The organism is Sediminispirochaeta bajacaliforniensis DSM 16054 (assembly GCF_000378205.1).
GTDB classification, from domain to species: Bacteria; Spirochaetota; Spirochaetia; order DSM-16054; family Sediminispirochaetaceae; genus Sediminispirochaeta; species Sediminispirochaeta bajacaliforniensis.
In genome coordinates this window covers 166,550-184,316 of record NZ_KB899407.1, presented here as the reverse complement: position 1 = coordinate 184,316, position 17,767 = coordinate 166,550, and the positions used below count along the sequence as shown (strand labels likewise).

The window sequence follows — 17,767 nt, the reverse complement described above, 5'->3', positions numbered from 1 at the left end:
CATGAATAATCCTGTTCATCCGCGGCTTTCCGCTCTGCGAAGGAAGATGGAGGAGAGGGCATTGCAGGCTGTTGTCTTTTTCGGTACCGACCCTCACCAAAGTGAATACGCCGCGCCCCGTTGGAAAGATCGGCTCTGGATTAGCGGCTTCACCGGTTCCGCCGGGACGGTCGTTGTTACCGAAACAGAGGCTGCGCTCTGGACCGACAGTCGCTACTGGCTTCAGGCCGCGGACCAACTTGACGGCAGCGGTGTTGTTTTGATGGCCGATGGTGACCCTTCCGTCCCTTCTCTCTCCGACTGGCTGATTTCAAAACTCAGCCCCGGAGCCCGGGTCGGTGTGGATTATCAAACCCTTTCCGTTGCCTCTGAACGCCGGCTTTCCCATACCCTGGGCGCCAAGGGAATAGCCCTCGTTTCATTCGAATCTCTCCTTAACGACCTTTGGACCGATCGTCCGGCCCGACCCTCTGAGCCCATGTATGCTATCGACCTCCACTATGTAGGTAAATCGAGGGAGCAGAAGATTGCACTTTTGCGTGATGCCACAAAGAATGTCGGTGCGGATGCCATGTTTCTTTCCGCTCTCGATGAGATTGCCTGGGTTCTCAACCTTCGGGGAAGTGATATCGCATACAATCCGTTTTTCTTTTCCTATTTGCTGATTCGGGAAACGGATACTCTCCTTTTTGCAGATATTCATGCTGTTTCGAAAGAACTGGAAGAGCTGCTTGCAGAGGAGCACATTACCTTGAAGGCGTATGAAGCAGTCGGTGAGATGCTTCGGGAATTCGATGGCGCTCTTTTCGTCGACCCTGCCTCTTTTTCGATGGCCCTGAAGGGCGCACTTTCTCCAGGGGTTAGAATTGTAGAGGAACAGAGTCCGGTTGCCGCTTTGAAGGCCAGAAAGGAAGCGGTAGAGGTGGAAGGCTTTCGCCATGCCCTTCGTAAGGACGGGGTTGCTTTGATTCGCTTCTGGATGCGACTTGAACGGATGCTCGAACGAGGGGACGGAGACGAAATTTCCGTGGCTTCGCTTTTGTATGAGGAACGAAGCCGAATGCCTGGATTTGTGGGAGAAAGCTTTGCCCCGATTGTGGGCTTTGCCGAGCATGGTGCGATTGTTCATTATAGCGCGACCAAAGAGAGTGCAATTCCCGTCACGGGAAGAGGGCTGTTGCTTATCGATTCCGGGGGACAATATATTGAAGGCACCACCGATATTACCAGGGTCTTTGCCGTCGGAAAGGCGACGGAGGAAGAGATCTTTGATTATACAACGGTCTTAAAAGCCCACATCTCCCTTGCAACCGCAATTTTTCCGATAGGTACCGTCGGCGCAAGGCTCGATGCCATGGCCCGGCGGCCGATGTGGGAAGCCGGTTTGAACTATGGACATGGGACAGGCCACGGGGTTGGTGCATTCCTCGGGGTGCATGAAGGCCCTCAATCGATTTCAACCAGGTTGCTGCCTGTCCCTATAGAGCCGGGTATGGTCTGTTCCAACGAGCCGGGAGTATACCGAGAAGGAAAGCACGGGATTCGGATCGAAAATCTAATTCTGGCCGTGGAAAAGTTTAATACGCCTTTCGGGCGCTTTTTGGGCTTTGAAACCCTGACTCCCTTTCCCTTTGAGCGTAAGCTTATCGATGTTTCTCTTCTTACCGAAGGGGAACGGCAATGGGTCGATCGCTATCACGCCTGGGTTTTCGAGCTTCTATCTTCGGAGCTCAATCCGCAGGAGCGGTCGTTTCTTGCAGCTAAGACGGGAGTTGTTTAACTATGAAAGAAAAGGGGCGAAAACCCAGCGATTTTCGTATCCGCATGATCAGGCGGGCGAGCTGGGTCGGCATTCTGGGTAACGGTTTGCTGTCCGCCTTGAAAGTAACCGTTGGTTTTTTTTCCGGAAGTCTTGCCCTTGTCGGGGATGGCATCGACTCGGCGACGGATGTTGTTACCTCTTTTGTATCGCTCCTCACTGCGGGGATTGTTGAGCGTCCTCCCGACAATGAGCATCCCTACGGCCATGCCAGGGCCGAGACCGTGGCTACAAAGATTCTCGGCTTTCTTATTTTTTTTGCCGGGGCCCAGCTTGCACTTTCGACGCTTCGTTCTCTTTTCTCCGGCGTTTCTCGCTCCTTACCTGAATTCCCCGCAGCCATGGTTGCCTTAGTCTCGGTTGTAGGGAAATCCCTTCTTGCCTTTTACAAACTGCGGGTCGGCAGATCTATAGACAGTCCTATGCTCATGGCCGATGCCCGTAATATGACCGGAGATGTGGTGATCAGCCTCGGTGTGTTTGCCGGTATCGGTGCGACCTTGCTCTCCGGTATTGCTTTTCTCGATTCGATCATCGCCCTTCTGGTGAGCCTCTGGATCATGAAGGTTGCCTTTTCGATTTTCATGGAAGCGGGGGATGAATTGATGGATGGTCTCGATAATCCCGATCTGTATCGGCGTCTCTTTGATGCGGTGGGAACCGTGAAAGGAGCCGGCAACCCTCATAAGGCACGTATCAGAAAGCTTGGGAATGCTTGCATCATTGATCTCGATATCGAGGTCGACGGAGCGATTTCCGTTGCCGAGGGGCACGAAATTGCCAGAGCGGTTGAGAGGGCAATACATCTGCAGCTGAAGAATGTCTACGATGTGCAGGTTCATGTCGAACCCTTGGGGAATCTGGAAAAGAAAGAACGATTCGGTCTGTCCCGCCAAAGCCTTGAAACCTCTGGAAAATAGTAAGATATTACAGAAAACAGAACAAGGAGCAGGATCTATGGTAGAAGCTTTGAAAGCTAATCCGGCCTTTTCAGGGAGAAAGGGTCCGGTTGTTTTGGTAATTATGGACGGAGTCGGTTTCGGGAAGTATACGGAAGGAGATGCCGTAGCAGCGGCCCATACCGAGGTTTTGGACGAATTGATGGCGTCCTACCCTATGACGAAGTTAAAGGCCCACGGGACCGCCGTCGGCCTTCCCAGTGATGATGATATGGGAAATAGTGAGGTCGGTCACAATGCCATCGGCGCTGGCCGGGTCTTTGCTCAAGGTGCAAAACGTGTAAACGGGGCCATTGAATCGGGAGAGATGTTTACCGGCGAGACGTGGAAGAAGTTGACGGAGAATGTCAAAAAGAGCGGAGGGACCCTCCATTTTCTTGGATTGTTGTCCGACGGTAATGTACATAGTCACATCAATCATCTGAAAGCAATGGTTGCACGGGCAAAAGCGGACGGCGTAAAACGAGTTAGGGTCCATGCGTTACTTGACGGAAGGGATGTGGGAGAGACCAGCGCGCTGGACTATTTTGATCCCTTTGCCGATTATCTTGCTTCCCTTTCCGACGCTGGCTTTGATGCAAAGATCGCCTCCGGCGGCGGAAGGATGAAGATCACCATGGATCGCTACAACGCCGACTGGGAGATGGTCCACCGCGGCTGGCAGATCCATGTTCTGGGAGAAGGCCGACAGTTTGCCAATGCTCATGAAGCCATCGAGACCCTTCGCAAGGAAACCGGTGCCATCGATCAGGACCTTCCTCCCTTTGTGATCGCAGAAGGGGGAAAGGCTGTTGGATCCGTTGAAGACGGCGACAGCTTTATCCTTTTCAATTTCAGAGGAGATCGTGCGCTTGAGATCACCAAGGCCTTTGAGGCCGGCGACGACTTTTCCGAATTCGACCGTGTCAGGGTTCCGAAAGTCGAATATGCCGGGATGATGGAGTATGATGGTGATCTTCATGTTCCGAAACAGTATCTTGTCTCCCCTCCCTCCATCGATAAAACCATGGCCGAGTATCTCGCAGCTTCGGGAGTGAAGATGTTCTCCATAAGCGAGACCCAGAAGTTCGGTCACGTTACCTATTTCTTTAACGGAAACAGAAGCGGTAAATTCAGCGACGAGTTGGAAGAGTATGTGGAAATTCCCTCTGATCGGGTTCCTTTCGAAGAACGCCCCTGGATGAAGGCTGCCGAAATCACCGACCGGGTCATTGAAGAGATCGAGAAGGGTACCTATCGCTTTATCAAATTGAACTATCCGAATGGTGATATGGTCGGCCATACCGGCATCTATGAAGCAGTCCTTTGTTCTATGGAAGCCCTGGACCTTTCCCTTGGGCGTTTGAAAAAGGCGATTGAAAAGGCCGGCGGGGTGATGGTCATCTCGGCTGATCACGGCAACAGCGACGATATGTTCGAACACGACAAAAAAAGCGGTGCCGTTAAAACGAAAGCGAATGGAAAACCCCAGGCGAAGACAAGCCACAGTCTCAATCCCGTTCCCTGTATAGTCTACGATCCCGGTTATAAGGGAGAGTATGCAAAGGAACTGCGTTCCGGTTTGGGAATTTCAAGCCTTGCAGCGACCTGTATCGAACTCCTTGGCTTTCAGGCCCCCGGAGATTACGATACAAGTGTTTTTACCTGGTGATATCCACTTTTTACGTAAGCATGAAATGGCGGGCCGTTGTCCGCCATTTTTTATTCGATATAGAGGGTTTTTTCCAATCGTGCAATTTCCTTTCTGAATTCCGGAGGAAGACCTTCATCGGTAATGATGATATCAAAATCGGAAAGGTCGGAAAAATAACCATTCTGTATTTCACCAAATTTTGATGAGTCGGCGACTAAAATCGTCGTGAGGGATGATTTTAGTGCAATCCGTTTCGTTGTGCTTTCGAAAAAATTAGAACAGGTAATCCCCAGCTTTGCACTGATCCCACTGGCGGTAACGAACGCTTTTTTTGCCCGGTTACGTTTAATCAGGCTAAGCCCCTCTTCGCTTTCAAAGACCATGGAACTTCCGTGATAACAGCCGCCGGTAAGGATAAGAGTACAGTTTGCACGCTTGCTAACCACTGTTGCAATATTAAGCGCGTAGCAGATTATCGTAATAGGCTTGTCCTTAGGCAGAAATTCGGCAATGAGCTCACCGGTCGAACCTGCGTCTATAATAATGATGTCGTCCGCTTCGACGAGGGATGCTGCTTTCTTTGCGATCTTTTTTTTCGCTTCAAGCATGTGCGTCCTGGCTTTGATGATTGAGTAGTGATCTCCCTGCTCAGACTCCTGGTAGATGACTCCTCCATGGATGATTTTAATTGGCTGATTTTCGATAAGTTTCTCGAGATCCCTTCTAATGGTCATATGGGAAACCTCAAAGTGCTCGGCAAGCTCTTGAATCGTCGCCGAACGACTGTTTTTCAGATAGTCGATGAGATGTCCGCGCCGCAGGCTGCTGTTCATGCCGTATAGTATACACGAAAAGGACGACTGGATAAAGGAAGTTTGATGTTATTATCACACAATGATGTGAACTATAGATAAAAATTGTCATATGCCGGAGCATATAATAAAATATTCCTTGACCTAAGGAATATAGCGTTCTAAAATTAACAATCAATGTTAAAAAAGTAACATAAATATGACCTGATTTTTCAGGTATACAAGGAGGAGCCATGAAGAAGATCGTTCTTATTATCGTGATCGTTCTTGTACTGTTGCCATTGCATCTTTTCGCAGGTGGGCAAAAGGATGCCGCAGATGCGAATAAGTATGAGATTGTAACAGTCGTAAAGATCACGGGAATTCCTTGGTTCAATCGTCTTGAAGAAGGAGTTGATGCAGCTGCCAAAGATCTTGACGTGAATGCTTACCAAATTGGTCCATCCGATGCAGACCCTGCTCAGCAGGTAAAGATGGTGGAAGACTTGATAAGTAAAGGGGTTGACGCCATCTGTATTACACCAAATGATGCCACCGCTCTCGAACCTGTGTTCCAGAAGGCTAGAGAGAAGGGCATATTAATCCTGACCCATGAATCACCTGATCAGGCGGGTAAAGATGTTGATATCGAGCTTATCGATAATGTGGAATTTGGTCGCCATACCTGGGATATGCTTGTTAAATACATGGGTGATAAAGGACAATACGCCATTTTTGTAGGCGGCCTTACCGTCCCCCTTCATAACCTTTGGGCAGATGAAGGCCTTAAATATGCAAAGGAGCACTACCCGGGGCTCGAGCTGGTAACCAGCCGGATTCCCTGTGGTGAGGACCAGGAACTTGCCAAGCAAAAGACGCTTGAGCTGCTGAAAACGTATCCGGATTTGAAGGGTATCATCGGTTTCGGAAGTCTGGGACCTCCGGGAGCTGCTCAGGCCTTGAAAGAAAAAGGCCTGGCTGGAAAGGTCGCCGTTGTCGGAAACGTCATTCCCGGACATGCTGCGCCCTATTTGAAGGATGGATCCATGAGCCATGGTGTTCTCTGGGATCCGAAGGATGCCGGCTACTCTCTGACTTACGTGGCAAAGTATCTTCTTGACGGCGGTAGTCTTGCCGACTTGAAAGAGATTCCCGGAATCGGTGCCGTTGTAGTGGATGGGGATGTTATCAAGGTTGATGCCATGGCTGATATCACAAAGGAAAATGTTGACAGTTTCGGTTTCTGATTTGGTCGGCTGTTTTTCTTATTACCGGCGCCGTATTCTGCGACGCCGGTTTTTACAAGCGAAAGTAGAGGAGTTATGGAAACACTTTTTCTTTCAATGAAGCAGATTACAAAAGTGTATGCTGGGGTTCGTGCTCTGGACGGGGTAGATTTTTCCATCGCTCGCGGTGAAATACATTGTCTGGCTGGTACGAATGGTTCGGGAAAGTCGACATTAGTTAAGATTATTTCCGGAGTTGTAGCTCCCGAAGCGGGAGCAGAAATCATCATGGATGGAGAACTGCTGGATCAGCATAGCTCTCGGACGGCCATTAGCCATGGTGTAGAGGTAATCTATCAGGACCTTTCGCTTTTCCCGAATTTAACAGTGGCGGAAAATATTGCTGTGAGTAGCAATATTGCCCAACGGCGATGTCTCATGGATTGGAAGCGTGCTGAAACGACGGCCACAAAGGCCATGAACAGGATTGGGATTTCTATCCCTTTGGATGCCAGAGTAGGTGAACTCTCCATGGCAGACCAGCAGTTAGTGGCTATTTGCAGGGCTCTTACTGGGGATGTTCGGTTGTTGATTATGGATGAACCTACTACAGCCCTGACGAAGAAGGAGATTGATGCCCTTTTGCGTGTTGTCATTGAGCTAAAAAACAAGGGGATTGCCAGCCTGTTTATTAGCCATAAACTTAACGAAGTAATGCAGATTGCAGAACGTGTTACAGTTCTCAGAGACGGGACATTAATCGGTACATACGACGGCAAAACAATTGATGATAAAAAATTAGAATTTCTTATGACAGGAGAGACCTCTGTGTATGAGCCCTATCATATATCTCCTGACCGTAATGGGAAACCCATTCTTCGACTGGAAAATTTTTCCAGGAATCATAGTTTTTGTAATGTAAGTCTGGAGATCTATTCAGGAGAAATAGTCGGCATAACAGGGCTTTTAGGTTCTGGCAGGAGTGAACTTGCTCTTTCTATTTTCGGTTTTCATCCTGCAGACTCGGGGCGGATGGAGATGAACGGTGAGGAGGTTTCGATTGATTCGGTTGAAACTGCCAAACACCATGGGATTGCTTATGTGCCGGAGGATCGGATCCATCAGGGACTGGTAATGGACCAGTCGGTTTCCCGAAACCTGGTGGCGACCATTATCGATCGTCTTCAGGGGAAAACTTCACTTATCGATACCAAAAAGCTGCATGAGACCGTTGCCTATTGGGTTGAGACGCTAAAAATTAAAGTGCCTTCTCTGGATGCACCGGTAAAGACCCTATCCGGCGGGAATCAGCAGCGGATTGTTCTCGGAAAATGGATAGCTACCGAACCCCGACTCTTTATTCTTGATAACCCGACCGTCGGTATAGATGTTTCTGCAAAAAGCAGTATCCATACGACGATAAAAAAACTGGCACGGGAGGGAATGGGTGTCATCATCATTTCAGATGAGATTTCCGAGGTGCTGAACAATTGTTCGAGAATTTTCGTGATGCATAAAGGGCGTATTATCGGGTCCTTTGATACAACCGAGGCCAGTGAAGAAGAGATTCAGGCCTTCATCGAATCGCAAAGTATATAGGGATATAGGGATGACGAGTATGAAACGTTTCATGAAAACCCATGAATTCCATGTATTGGTGGTTATTCTTATTCTCTCTGCTGCCATCACCGTGGTAAATCCGAATTTTCTTACCTTGGAGAATGGATTCGATCTTTTGAAAAGCTATTCTTTCATGGGTGTTCTGGCCATCGGGATTCTTTTTGTTTTGATCTCCGGAGGGATTGATATTTCATTTGCCGCCACGGCGACCGTTGCTGAGTATGTGATGGCGGTAGTGAGTATCAAATTGGGCGGAAATATGATTACATCATTGCTCCTTGCCACTCTGGTAGGCCTCCTGCTGGGAGCCTTTAACGGCTTTCTCATCTCAAAGTTTAAGATTGCCCCTATCATAACGACCATTGCCACCATGAATTTTTACTATGGAATCCTTACGGTGATAACCGGCGGGAAGTGGATCTATGCCCTTCCCGAATGGTTTCGCGCCTTTGCCGATATTAGAGTTTTTACCCTTGTCTCCAGGGCCGGAACGCCCTATGGGCTTTCGGTCATTACCCTTTTCTGGGCAGTGATTACCGTTTTGGCTTTTTTTCTCCTCCGTTATACGATACTTGGTCGGGGTATCTACGCCATTGGCGGTGATATAGGCTCGGCCGAGCGGGTCGGTTTCCCTGTAAGACGGCTTCAGATTTTTGTTTATTCCTTTATGGGTATGATGGCCGGGATTGCCGGTGTAATTCAGGCGTTGCTTGTACAAACCGTTGCACCGAACTCCATAGTCGGAAAGGAGTTGGATGTCATTGCCGCGGTTGTGCTTGGCGGCGCAAGCCTTTCCGGTGGTTTCGGGAGTGTCGGTGGAACCCTGTTGGGAGTTTTTCTTATTGCCGTCGTCAAAAACGGAATGACCCTCGTCAAGATCCCGGCCGTTTGGTACGACGTCTTTATCGGTGCAGTTATTCTCATTAGTGTCGGATTTACCTCCTGGCAAGGGAAAAAAGGATATCACCAGGCTGTTATCGATATCGAAAAAGAGGAGGCCGCATAATGAAACGGAAAGAATTGAGGGTTTTGACCATCATCATGGTTCTCTCTTTTGTGTTTATGACGGTGCTCAATCCTCGAGATTTTCTGCGAGCCGGAAACTTTCAAGGTATGGCTTTTCAGCTTCCTGAGTTGGGGGTTCTGTCGCTTGCCATGATGATTGTTATGCTTACGGGTGGTATAAATCTTTCCATTATCGCCACTGCCGATCTCGCCGGTATTGTTGCCGCGATGATTCTTACGATTCCGAAGTTTGGCGGAGTTCAGGCTCCCGGATGGCTGGTTATGGTTGCTCTGCTAGGGGCAATTGCAGCCGCATTACTTGTCGGGTTGTTAAACGGAGTATTAATTGCGTATATCGGTGTTGCTCCCATTCTTACCACTTTGGGTACGATGACCCTCGTAAACGGCATAACTATCGTTTTAACAAAGGGGTATGTCATCTCCGGTTTTCCGCCAGCGGTTCGCTTTATCGGAAACGGGATGCTTTTGGGAATTCCGTTTCCACTTCTCCTTTTTGGAATGCTCGCAGTCATTATGGCTATTTTCTTGAATCGTACACCAACCGGATTTAATATTTACATGTATGGTTCGAATGATGTCGCTACTCACTTTTATGGTGGGAACAATGCCGGTATCATCTTGCGGACTTATCTTGTTTCCGGGCTGCTTTCCGGGTTCGCGGCGCTTATTATGATAAGCCGTTTTAATTCTGCCAAGGCGGGTTACGGTGCTTCTTATTTGCTTGTAACCATTCTTGCCGCTGTCCTTGGCGGGGTTAGTAGCGAGGGAGGTTTTGGACGGGTTTCCGGGCTTATCCTCTCGCTTGTTACATTACAGATTATATCCAGCGGCCTCAACCTGCTAAGGGTGAGTTCGTTTATGACCATTGCGATCTGGGGTTTCGTAATGATTTTGGTAATGGTCGTAAATTACTACAGTGATAAACGCAGGGAACGCCTGCTGCGGACTCAAGGATGAAAGGAGCCTTTTCATGAGCGGAAAAGAGATACATTGCGTCGGATTTGATTGCGGAAACTCATCAATCAGAACGGTACTGGGACACTTCGACGGCACGAATATTGAAGTAGAGGTTATTCAGCAGGTTCCCAACGGAACGGTTCGAGTCGAGGGGTACGATTACTGGGATATCCTGCATATTTTTTCTCAAATGCAGCAAGGCCTGAAACAGGCGGTTGCCGCTGCCGGCGGTACGGTGGCTTCTGCTGCCATCTCAACCTGGGGGATAGATTTCGGGCTTTTCGGCCCTTCCGGCCAGCTTCTTGGTAATCCCCTCTGCTATCGCAACGAACTGGGGGCTCTGGGGCTTGGGACCCTCGGCGAAGAGAGCAGAAAAAAGATGTTCGAACAGAGCGGAATTCAAAATCATCCCATGAATTCCGTTTATCAGCTTGTGGGGATTCGGGACCATCTTCCCGAATATTACCGCCTTGCAGAAAAAATGATGTTGACCCCCGATCTCCTTAACTTTCTTTTTACAGGGAGCTTTAATACCGAAACATCCATCGCCTCGACCACTCAATTGATGAATATGCGTTCGGGTAGGTTTGACGACAGCCTGTTCGATATTGCGGGGATCAAAAAGGGGATCATGCCCCCTGTTGTCGGCCATGGTACGGTGCGCGGCATGCTCCGCCAGGACATTGCCGACTATTTGGATATTGCTCCGCTGCCCTTTGTCGCTGTTCCCAGCCATGACACGGCTGCTGCGGTGGTAACGGTGCCCTCTCTTGAAGGGCCCTTTGCCTTTATCAGTTCGGGTACCTGGTCTCTCATCGGTACCGAGCTTTCTACACCTTTGATCAACGACGAGGTCTATAACTGCGAATTGGCCAACGAGGGGGGAGCTTGTGGCACGATTACTCTCCTCAAGAATTCCGCAGGAATGCACATCCTTCAGAATGTTAAAAACGAGCTTGAGATGCGGGAAAATCGTCGTTTCGCTTGGGATGAGGTTGTGGATCTTTCTCTGAAGGCCGCTGCTTTTCTCGGAGACGAAAAGATCCCGCTTTTCGATCCCAACCATCCTTCTCTGTATAATCCCGACAGCATGATTCAGGCCCTCCAGGTACTTACCGGTGAAAAGAAACTCGATAACATTTTGGCTGGAATTTATGCATCCCTTGCCTGTAACTACGGAGCTACCATTTGCGACATTGAGAAAATAACCGGTACCGAATATCCTGTTATTCATATCATCGGCGGGGGTTGCAGAAATGATCATCTGAACCAAATGACGGCCGATATTTCCGGTAAACCGGTGGTTGCCGGCCCTGTTGAGGCAACTTCTCTTGGGACTATTGCTGTACAGCTCATGCACCATGTACCGGGACTTGGACTTACGGATATCCGCAAGATCGTTTCCGATTCGGTACAGCCTCTGCACTTCGAACCAAAGGAAGGTAGGGATAGACTCTACCAGCGCTACGAAAGGCTTTTAAACCCCTGAACTCGAGGCCTCCGTACATCCCCCCAATAGCACTTTTCCGATAGCTGCCTATCATGGCAGCTATCGGTTCGTGTTTTATGCGTGTTGGTCTGCTCGTTTGGGCTTCTTGCGAAGATTGGCTTTTATCCAATTCCAGTTAAACACGATGTGCAAGGTAACTATGCCAAGAAAAATGAATCCGGTGATAGAGTGGATTCCATACATCAGTGAATAAAACAGCCCGAATTTCATGAAAATCCCGGAGATCCCCTGAACAAGTAGAGAAAGGAAAAGAATCGGATTGATAATAAGAAGCGCTTTTTTGTTCATAGCAGTAACCTTCCCGATCCCCTGCCTTTGTGGCGTGCAGTTAGATTGTCTTTCTCTCCCCATGCAGTAATCACTGTGTATTCTTTTCCTTCTTCGAGGAGCTTATCGTATGCATCCCTGCTGTTTTTGGGAATTCGGAAGGTAATAGAGGTTTCTCCTCCTCTTTCGGTTCCCTGAATAATCTCTACATCGGAGGAACCGCCTAGTGCCACATCACTCTTGTGGCCAAAGGTTCTGTGCCCATAGTGATCCTCCAAAACAACTGCACCCTTGTCATCCACATAACCAATGTACATATCGGCTCCCTTCATCTTGTTCTCCGGTTCTATGCCGACGGCTATCCAGCCGGTGGTCTTTGCGGACATGGTTATAAGGACATACTCGCCTTCCGCTTTCCAGGTCACGGTTACTCCGGCAATTTCTCTCGTGCTTTCGGTTGCTGCAGCTAAGGGGGTAAGTATCAGAAAAGCCAGGAACAAAATAAACAATACTCTTTTCATGACAAACTCCTTGCAGCAATCATAGTAAAACGGTAAACAATCGGCAAATTTTCTTTACTGAGATGGGGTACGAATTTCTGCGGCATGGAAAGTGGTTTGGATTTGGAATTTGAGGGATACTTCAGAACCTAACGTGCCGCGCTACATTGCGGCACGTTAGGTAGTCATTTATTTGTCGGCCATGTTGAACTTCATTCTGGCAATAACATCGTTCTGGAGCTCTTTATTCAAGGGAGTGAAGAAAGCGCTATAGCCGGAAATCCTTACCATGAGATCTCGATATTCTTCGGGCTTTTTCTGGGCCTCTTCCAGGGTTGCATCATCGAGCACGTTGAATTGGATATGGTATTGGTAATTCTTGAAATGGGTTTTTACCAGCGCCAGGGTTCGCTTTCGACCTTCTGCGGTGGAGAGCGTTTGCGGTGTAAGTCGCATATTGAAGATCGATCCCTTCTGAAACCAGATACTCGGAAGTTTTGCCTCGGAGTTGATGACTGCGGTAGGGCCGTTTCGTTCCGATCCGTTTGCCGGGGATACCCCGTTGTTGACCGGTTCTCCCGCTTTTCTTCCGCAGGGAAGGGCACCCACGGATTTCCCGAAGGCTACGTTACCGGTTACGGAGCTTTGGCTCAGTGCAAAGGTTGCAGGGATTGGGCCTTTACCGTAGCGGCTGCTTTTGAAGGCCTTTTGGTAGGTCGATCCCAGAAACTCGTTGATCTCCACCGTCCATTTGTCCGCATCATCATCATCGTTACCGAATTTGGGAGCCTTGTTTATCATCAGCTGCCGAATTTCCTCCCCGCTTGGGCTGGTGGTCTGATCTTCGAAATTGGTTGATAGGGCGTGTTGCAACTGCGACAGCGAAAGGATTCCTTTTTCAAAGACGGCATATTCAATTGCGGCAAGGGAATCTCCGACCGAGATATGGCCGGCAGCGGGACCGCCGTCGGCGGTATACACTGCCCCCCCCTCTATGAGCGATTTACCTCGTTCGATGCAGTCATGTACCAGTGAGGAGCGGAAAGCGTTCTGGTCGTGTAGAATATGCATTTCATCACTTATATGCTCGACAATGACCTGAAGGCGCATGTAGTAAAAAAGTTGCTTTTTACATGCCTCCATGATGGCATGAGTGTCGGAAAAAGCGGTAAGATCCCCCTCTCCTTTCATGAGGGTGATACCCGTTGCAGGATCTTTTCCGTTATTCAGTGTCATCTCAAAAATTTTCCCGACGTTCAGCCAGGACCCCTTTGCAGCAAAATCCCATTTTCCCGGTACCGTTGCCTCAATGCAGCCTACCGGAGCCCAACCATACTGATCCTCCTTTTTGACACCCATGTTATCCAGGATCCTCATGACCGCAAGATCATTGTAGAGGGCTGGCTGTCCTCCCTTGTGGGCTTCGACGACACTGAGTGCTTTATCCATGAATTCGTCGGAAGTCCCTTCGAACCATTTTAGTGAGACCGAAGGCTTCGTAAGTTTTAGATCGGCGGTTGCGTCGAGAATGGTGTAGGTAAGCTGGTTTACCGCATCCTTGCCGTCCGCTGTTTGCCCGCCGATGGCGAGATTTTCCGCAAGATGGTAGCCGGGAAAGTATTCGCTATCCGCCCACGAGCGCAACTTATTGATTTCATTTGCCTTGATGAAGAATGATTCCACCAGCTCTAGGGCCTTCTCTCGCGTCAGTACGCCACGTTCGATATCTCGCTGAAAATATGGCCACAGATATTGATCAAAGCGTCCCAGGGAGATTGCATGGCCGTTGGTTTCAATCTGAAGGATAAGCTGAATGAACCAAACCGCCTGGATTGCTTGCCAAAAGCTTTGTGCCGGCTTTGCCGGTACCTGCCGACAATTTTCCGACATGGTGAGTAACTCTTTTTTGCGGACTGGATCAGGCTCTTTTTCCGCAAGATCGAGAAGTAAATTGGCGAAACGACCGGCAAAATTGATCACTGCCTTATTTGCCGTTACGACGGCCTGAAGGAACCAGTACTGCGAAATGGTTCCCGGTTCGGTGAGATCGAGGTCTGCAAGCCCTTTCTCTGCCCGCTCGATGATCCCTTCCAATCCTTGTTCCAAAACCATCTGATGATCGGGAAGTACGTTCCCCAAACCTGCTGCCGCACACCATGTATCGTCGATGGCGTTGATCTCCCAGGCTACACGTGCCTCTTCGGGAAGCTGACTCCAGACGTTTTCGAAAAGGGTTTTTCCTTTCCAGTAATCAATGGTGGCAAGGAGTTGTTCCTTGGTCCTCTCCGAATAGGTAAACTTATCACAGGGGCGTTCGGCAAAATGGTAGGGATCGCCGTTAAACTCCTTTATGATCCAGTCGACCGAATATTCGGGAAAAGCCGGAGCCCCTCTCGTGGTGCTGGCCTGATTTCCTACAATCAGTTCGCCATCTCTGACAAAGATCGTCATCTTATCCAGAACCTCATACAGGGCCTGGGCTCTTCGTTTTACAATGGGTTGACCTTCCGATTGTTTCATCGATTCGGTAAAGAGAACGGCTCTTTCCGGACAAATTTCCGGGATCTTCTCAAAAAGCCTTTCCCGTAAAGCTGCTATTCGCTTATTCAAATGAGTCCTCCTTATGAAAACGATTTCATTCGTTTATGTAGCATAACACACAAGCGAGGACTCCGCAACGAAAAACTACTTTACGTAGTCTACTGTTATTCCTTTTTCTTTCAGGAGGCGATGATATTCATTTGGGATTGATTCATTGGTAAAGATTCTGGAAAATTGTTCAATATCGGCAAAATGGCAGGAATGCACGACATCGAATTTGGAGGAATCCATAAGGAGAAAGGCTTCGGCTGTATTGTTCATTGCGGCCTTTTTTGTTATGCACTCGCTTTGGTGGGCACAGGTAACACCCAGTCTCTGGTGATAGCCGCTTGCAGATATGAATGCTTTTCGGGTTCTGTTGTGTTGCAGTACCGGTGAGGTCTGGCTCAGCTCCAGAATAGTGGTTTTTCGGCTATAATGCCCTCCCGTTAGAAGCACCTCGATATTTTTGTGGCTGGCAACGGCAAGGAAGATATTGATGGAATAACAAACGACGGTTAATCGAATATCAGGCGGCAACATTGAGGCAAATGTTTCGGTAGTAGAGCCGGCGTCGATGAATATGATATCGTCTTCTTCGACAAAGTTAAGAGCATGGCGTGCAATTGCCTTTTTTTCTTCGATGTTGCGAGTTTCGGCAACGGCAAGCATATAATCCGACAGTCCTCCCGCCATACCGCCGGAATTGGAAACGACGACGCCGTGAAGTACCTTTACGGTTCCGTCCTGGGCGAGAATTTCGATATCGCGGCGCGTTGTCATGGGAGAAACATGCAAGCGATCGGAAATTTCCGATATCTTCATGGAACGTTCGAGTTGTATCATTTTTTTTAACGCGTCCAGACGTTTTTCTTTGTTGCCCATTGCGTCATTATATCGATTTATAAATGAAAAGTAAATTATTAGTTTGTGTTTGTTAATTGACATAATTGGGTTTTTGTGTAATATTATTACCATAAAATGGTTTAAACATACCATTCGGAGGCTATATGAAGGGTAAAGTAAAGCAGGAGTTAAAAGAGCTTATCGTTTCGACCGGTGTTGAAATGATTAAGACGGGTATTACCGTAGGAACATGGGGGAACATCAGCTATCGGGACCCCGAGACCGATTATATGTACATCAGCCCCAGCGGTATGGATTATATGAAGGTGAAAACAGACCATGTCGTTGTCATGGATCTTGATCTGAATATTATTGAGGGTGAGGCAGAGCCGTCCATTGAAAAGCATATGCACGTTGCGGTGTACAAGGCTCGTCCGGATGCCCATGCTGTTATTCATACCCATCCGACGTTTTCCACTGTTTTTGGTGTTGCGGGTTTACCCCTGCCTGCGGTAAGCGAAGATTTTGTTCAGATTGTGGGCGAAGAGATTGCTATTGCTTCTCCCTATGCCCTGCCCGGTACTCCGGAGCTGGGAGAGGTTGCCGTGAAAGGTCTTGGGAAAAATGGTGCCGTTCTGCTTCCCGGTCATGGTGCTCTCATTGCCGCTGCGAATATGCCTATGGCACTTAAGATCAGTACAGTTCTTGAGAAAAATGCACAGATATATCTCTATGCGAAGTTGTTGGGTAATGGCATCCGCCTCTTCTCCAGAGAAGAGATTGACGCAATGCAGAATTTTGCAAAAAATCATTACGGCAAAAAAAATCAAGAACTTGTATAAAGACCCCACTCTGCGTTCAGATAGTCAGATCAGAAAGCCTTGGCCCTGTTTTCGGGGCCAAGGCTTTCTGATCTGACCTTGACAGAAAAGGAGTTCATCCCTTAGAATGATTTGAAAACGTTTTCACTTCTAGAGGGTTATGATGAGCAGGTATACTATTACTGAATTTGCGAAAATCTGCGGTACCTCGCCGGCAACCGTTTCTCGTGTGCTGAATAACCCTGAATTGGTTGCGGCTCCTTTACGTAAGCATGTCGAGGAAAAAATGAAGGAATTGGGCTATAAACCCAATCCCTTTGCCTCAAAACTCAGTTCAAAATCAAGCTGGGGGCTTGCCCTTTTTGTCTTCGATATTTTAAATCCGTTTTTTGCCTTAATTGTCAGAAAGATTAGTCATCTTGCCATGGAGCGGGGGATCCCTCTTACGATTTGTGATACCGAGAATAATGCGGACAAGGAACGAATTTATCTTGACTACCTATTGGACAATAAAATTGCAGGTGTGATTTTTGCCGAAGGTATATCCCTTCCAACCATTGAGCGGGCTCAGCACTATACCGAGACGGTCCTGATTGATCGTCATTCTCAGGAAGGCTTTGTCTCCGAGGTTAGTAGCGACAACTATGCCGGAGGACGACAGGCCACGGAATATCTTTTGCAGTTGAATCATCAACGGATCGCTTTTATCAGTGGACCGGAAAACTGGCCTTCGGTGGAAGATCGCTTTCACGGATATCGCGATGCACTCGATGCATATGGAGTTCCCTTTCATCCGGAATTGGTCTATCAGGGGGATTTGCGATATGAATCGGGAATTTCCGCCATTGAGTATTTCCTGACGCTGCCCGAATGGCCCACCGCTATTTTCAGTGCGAATGATCAAATGGCCTACGGAGCCATGAGCAAGGCCCGGCACTTAAATATCTCCATTCCCGAAGATATTTCCCTTGTCGGCTTTGACGACATTCCCTTTCACAATTTTTTTCAGGCCAACTTAACAACGGTGAAACAAGATATTCCCGCATTATGCGAAAATGCTTTCGCTATTCTTATCGGCAAGGTAAATAATGGTTCCCAAGGCGGGGTTGAAAAACGGGTTGTTGTACCGACGACCTTAAAAATAGGCGATACCTGTAGAAAGCTGGTCGGGTCCGTCAAAAGGCCGGCAATTCGATAAGAGGGAAGGTTGTA

General features: G+C 48.4%; 15 protein-coding genes. 10 read left to right on the top strand and 5 right to left on the bottom strand.

Going from position 1 to position 17,767, the window contains the following annotated elements; translation table 11 throughout:
- Position 1 precedes the first annotated feature (1 nt).
- From F459_RS0102620 to gpmI, 3 genes are read left to right on the top strand one after another with little or no spacing between them, the layout of a single operon-like run.
- Complete coding sequence (locus tag F459_RS0102620) at positions 2-1,780, top strand: aminopeptidase P family protein (protein ID WP_020611182.1); 1,779 nt, start codon at positions 2-4, stop codon at positions 1,778-1,780.
- Positions 1,781-1,782: 2 nt separating this feature from the next.
- Positions 1,783-2,739: a cation diffusion facilitator family transporter gene (locus F459_RS0102615; protein ID WP_020611181.1), complete on the top strand. Its 957-nt coding sequence runs from the start codon at positions 1,783-1,785 to the stop codon at positions 2,737-2,739.
- Between the two features lie 37 nt (positions 2,740-2,776).
- Positions 2,777-4,429 (top strand): 2,3-bisphosphoglycerate-independent phosphoglycerate mutase, encoded by a 1,653-nt coding sequence (gene gpmI / locus F459_RS0102610; protein ID WP_020611180.1) that lies wholly within the window; start codon positions 2,777-2,779, stop codon positions 4,427-4,429.
- A gap of 50 nt (positions 4,430-4,479) precedes the next feature.
- Here the strand turns inward: gpmI and F459_RS0102605 are convergent, their stop codons facing one another.
- Positions 4,480-5,244: a DeoR/GlpR family DNA-binding transcription regulator gene (locus F459_RS0102605; RefSeq protein WP_020611179.1), complete on the bottom strand. Its 765-nt coding sequence runs from the start codon at positions 5,242-5,244 to the stop codon at positions 4,480-4,482.
- A 212-nt stretch (positions 5,245-5,456) separates the two neighbouring features.
- Here F459_RS0102605 and F459_RS0102600 point away from each other — a divergent pair, with 212 nt between their 5' ends.
- The 5 genes from F459_RS0102600 (at position 5,457) to F459_RS0102580 (ending at position 11,520) form a co-directional block, all read left to right on the top strand.
- Positions 5,457-6,449, top strand: a complete 993-nt coding sequence (locus F459_RS0102600) for an autoinducer 2 ABC transporter substrate-binding protein (protein ID WP_020611178.1) — start codon at positions 5,457-5,459, stop codon at positions 6,447-6,449.
- 75 nt (positions 6,450-6,524) lie between these two features.
- The gene (locus F459_RS0102595; protein WP_020611177.1) at positions 6,525-8,027 is read left to right on the top strand and encodes a sugar ABC transporter ATP-binding protein; all 1,503 of its coding nucleotides are present in this window, start codon (positions 6,525-6,527) and stop codon (positions 8,025-8,027) included.
- Positions 8,028-8,046: 19 nt separating this feature from the next.
- Positions 8,047-9,054: an ABC transporter permease gene (locus F459_RS0102590; protein WP_020611176.1), complete on the top strand. Its 1,008-nt coding sequence runs from the start codon at positions 8,047-8,049 to the stop codon at positions 9,052-9,054.
- Complete coding sequence (locus F459_RS0102585) at positions 9,054-10,031, top strand: ABC transporter permease (RefSeq protein WP_020611175.1); 978 nt, start codon at positions 9,054-9,056, stop codon at positions 10,029-10,031. Before F459_RS0102590 ends, F459_RS0102585 begins: the two co-directional genes overlap by 1 nt.
- A gap of 13 nt (positions 10,032-10,044) precedes the next feature.
- Positions 10,045-11,520, top strand: coding sequence for a rhamnulokinase (locus F459_RS0102580; protein WP_020611174.1), 1,476 nt, complete (start codon positions 10,045-10,047; stop codon positions 11,518-11,520).
- Positions 11,521-11,595: 75 nt separating this feature from the next.
- Here F459_RS0102580 and F459_RS0102575 read toward each other — a convergent pair whose 3' ends face one another.
- The 4 genes from F459_RS0102575 to F459_RS0102560 all read right to left on the bottom strand — a co-directional run bounded on the left by F459_RS0102575 (position 11,596) and on the right by F459_RS0102560 (position 15,773).
- Positions 11,596-11,829: a DUF4405 domain-containing protein gene (locus tag F459_RS0102575; RefSeq protein ID WP_020611173.1), complete on the bottom strand. Its 234-nt coding sequence runs from the start codon at positions 11,827-11,829 to the stop codon at positions 11,596-11,598.
- Entirely contained in the window at positions 11,826-12,329 is a 504-nt protein-coding gene (locus F459_RS0102570; RefSeq protein ID WP_020611172.1) for a DOMON domain-containing protein, read from the bottom strand. The genes F459_RS0102575 and F459_RS0102570 overlap by 4 nt, the downstream gene beginning before the upstream one ends.
- Positions 12,330-12,497: 168 nt before the next feature.
- A complete protein-coding gene (locus F459_RS0102565; protein WP_020611171.1) occupies positions 12,498-14,918 on the bottom strand; it encodes a glycyl radical protein in 2,421 nt (806 codons plus the stop codon).
- A 75-nt stretch (positions 14,919-14,993) separates the two neighbouring features.
- Positions 14,994-15,773 (bottom strand): DeoR/GlpR family DNA-binding transcription regulator, encoded by a 780-nt coding sequence (locus F459_RS0102560; RefSeq protein ID WP_020611170.1) that lies wholly within the window; start codon positions 15,771-15,773, stop codon positions 14,994-14,996.
- Between the two features lie 125 nt (positions 15,774-15,898).
- Between F459_RS0102560 and F459_RS0102555 the strand changes: the two genes are divergently transcribed.
- Positions 15,899-16,576 carry a class II aldolase/adducin family protein gene (locus tag F459_RS0102555; RefSeq protein ID WP_020611169.1) on the top strand — a complete coding sequence of 226 codons (678 nt, stop codon included), beginning with the start codon at positions 15,899-15,901 and terminating at the stop codon, positions 16,574-16,576.
- 139 nt (positions 16,577-16,715) lie between these two features.
- A complete protein-coding gene (locus F459_RS0102550) occupies positions 16,716-17,753 on the top strand; it encodes a LacI family DNA-binding transcriptional regulator (protein WP_245540058.1) in 1,038 nt (345 codons plus the stop codon).
- The last annotated feature ends 14 nt before the right edge of the window (positions 17,754-17,767 follow it).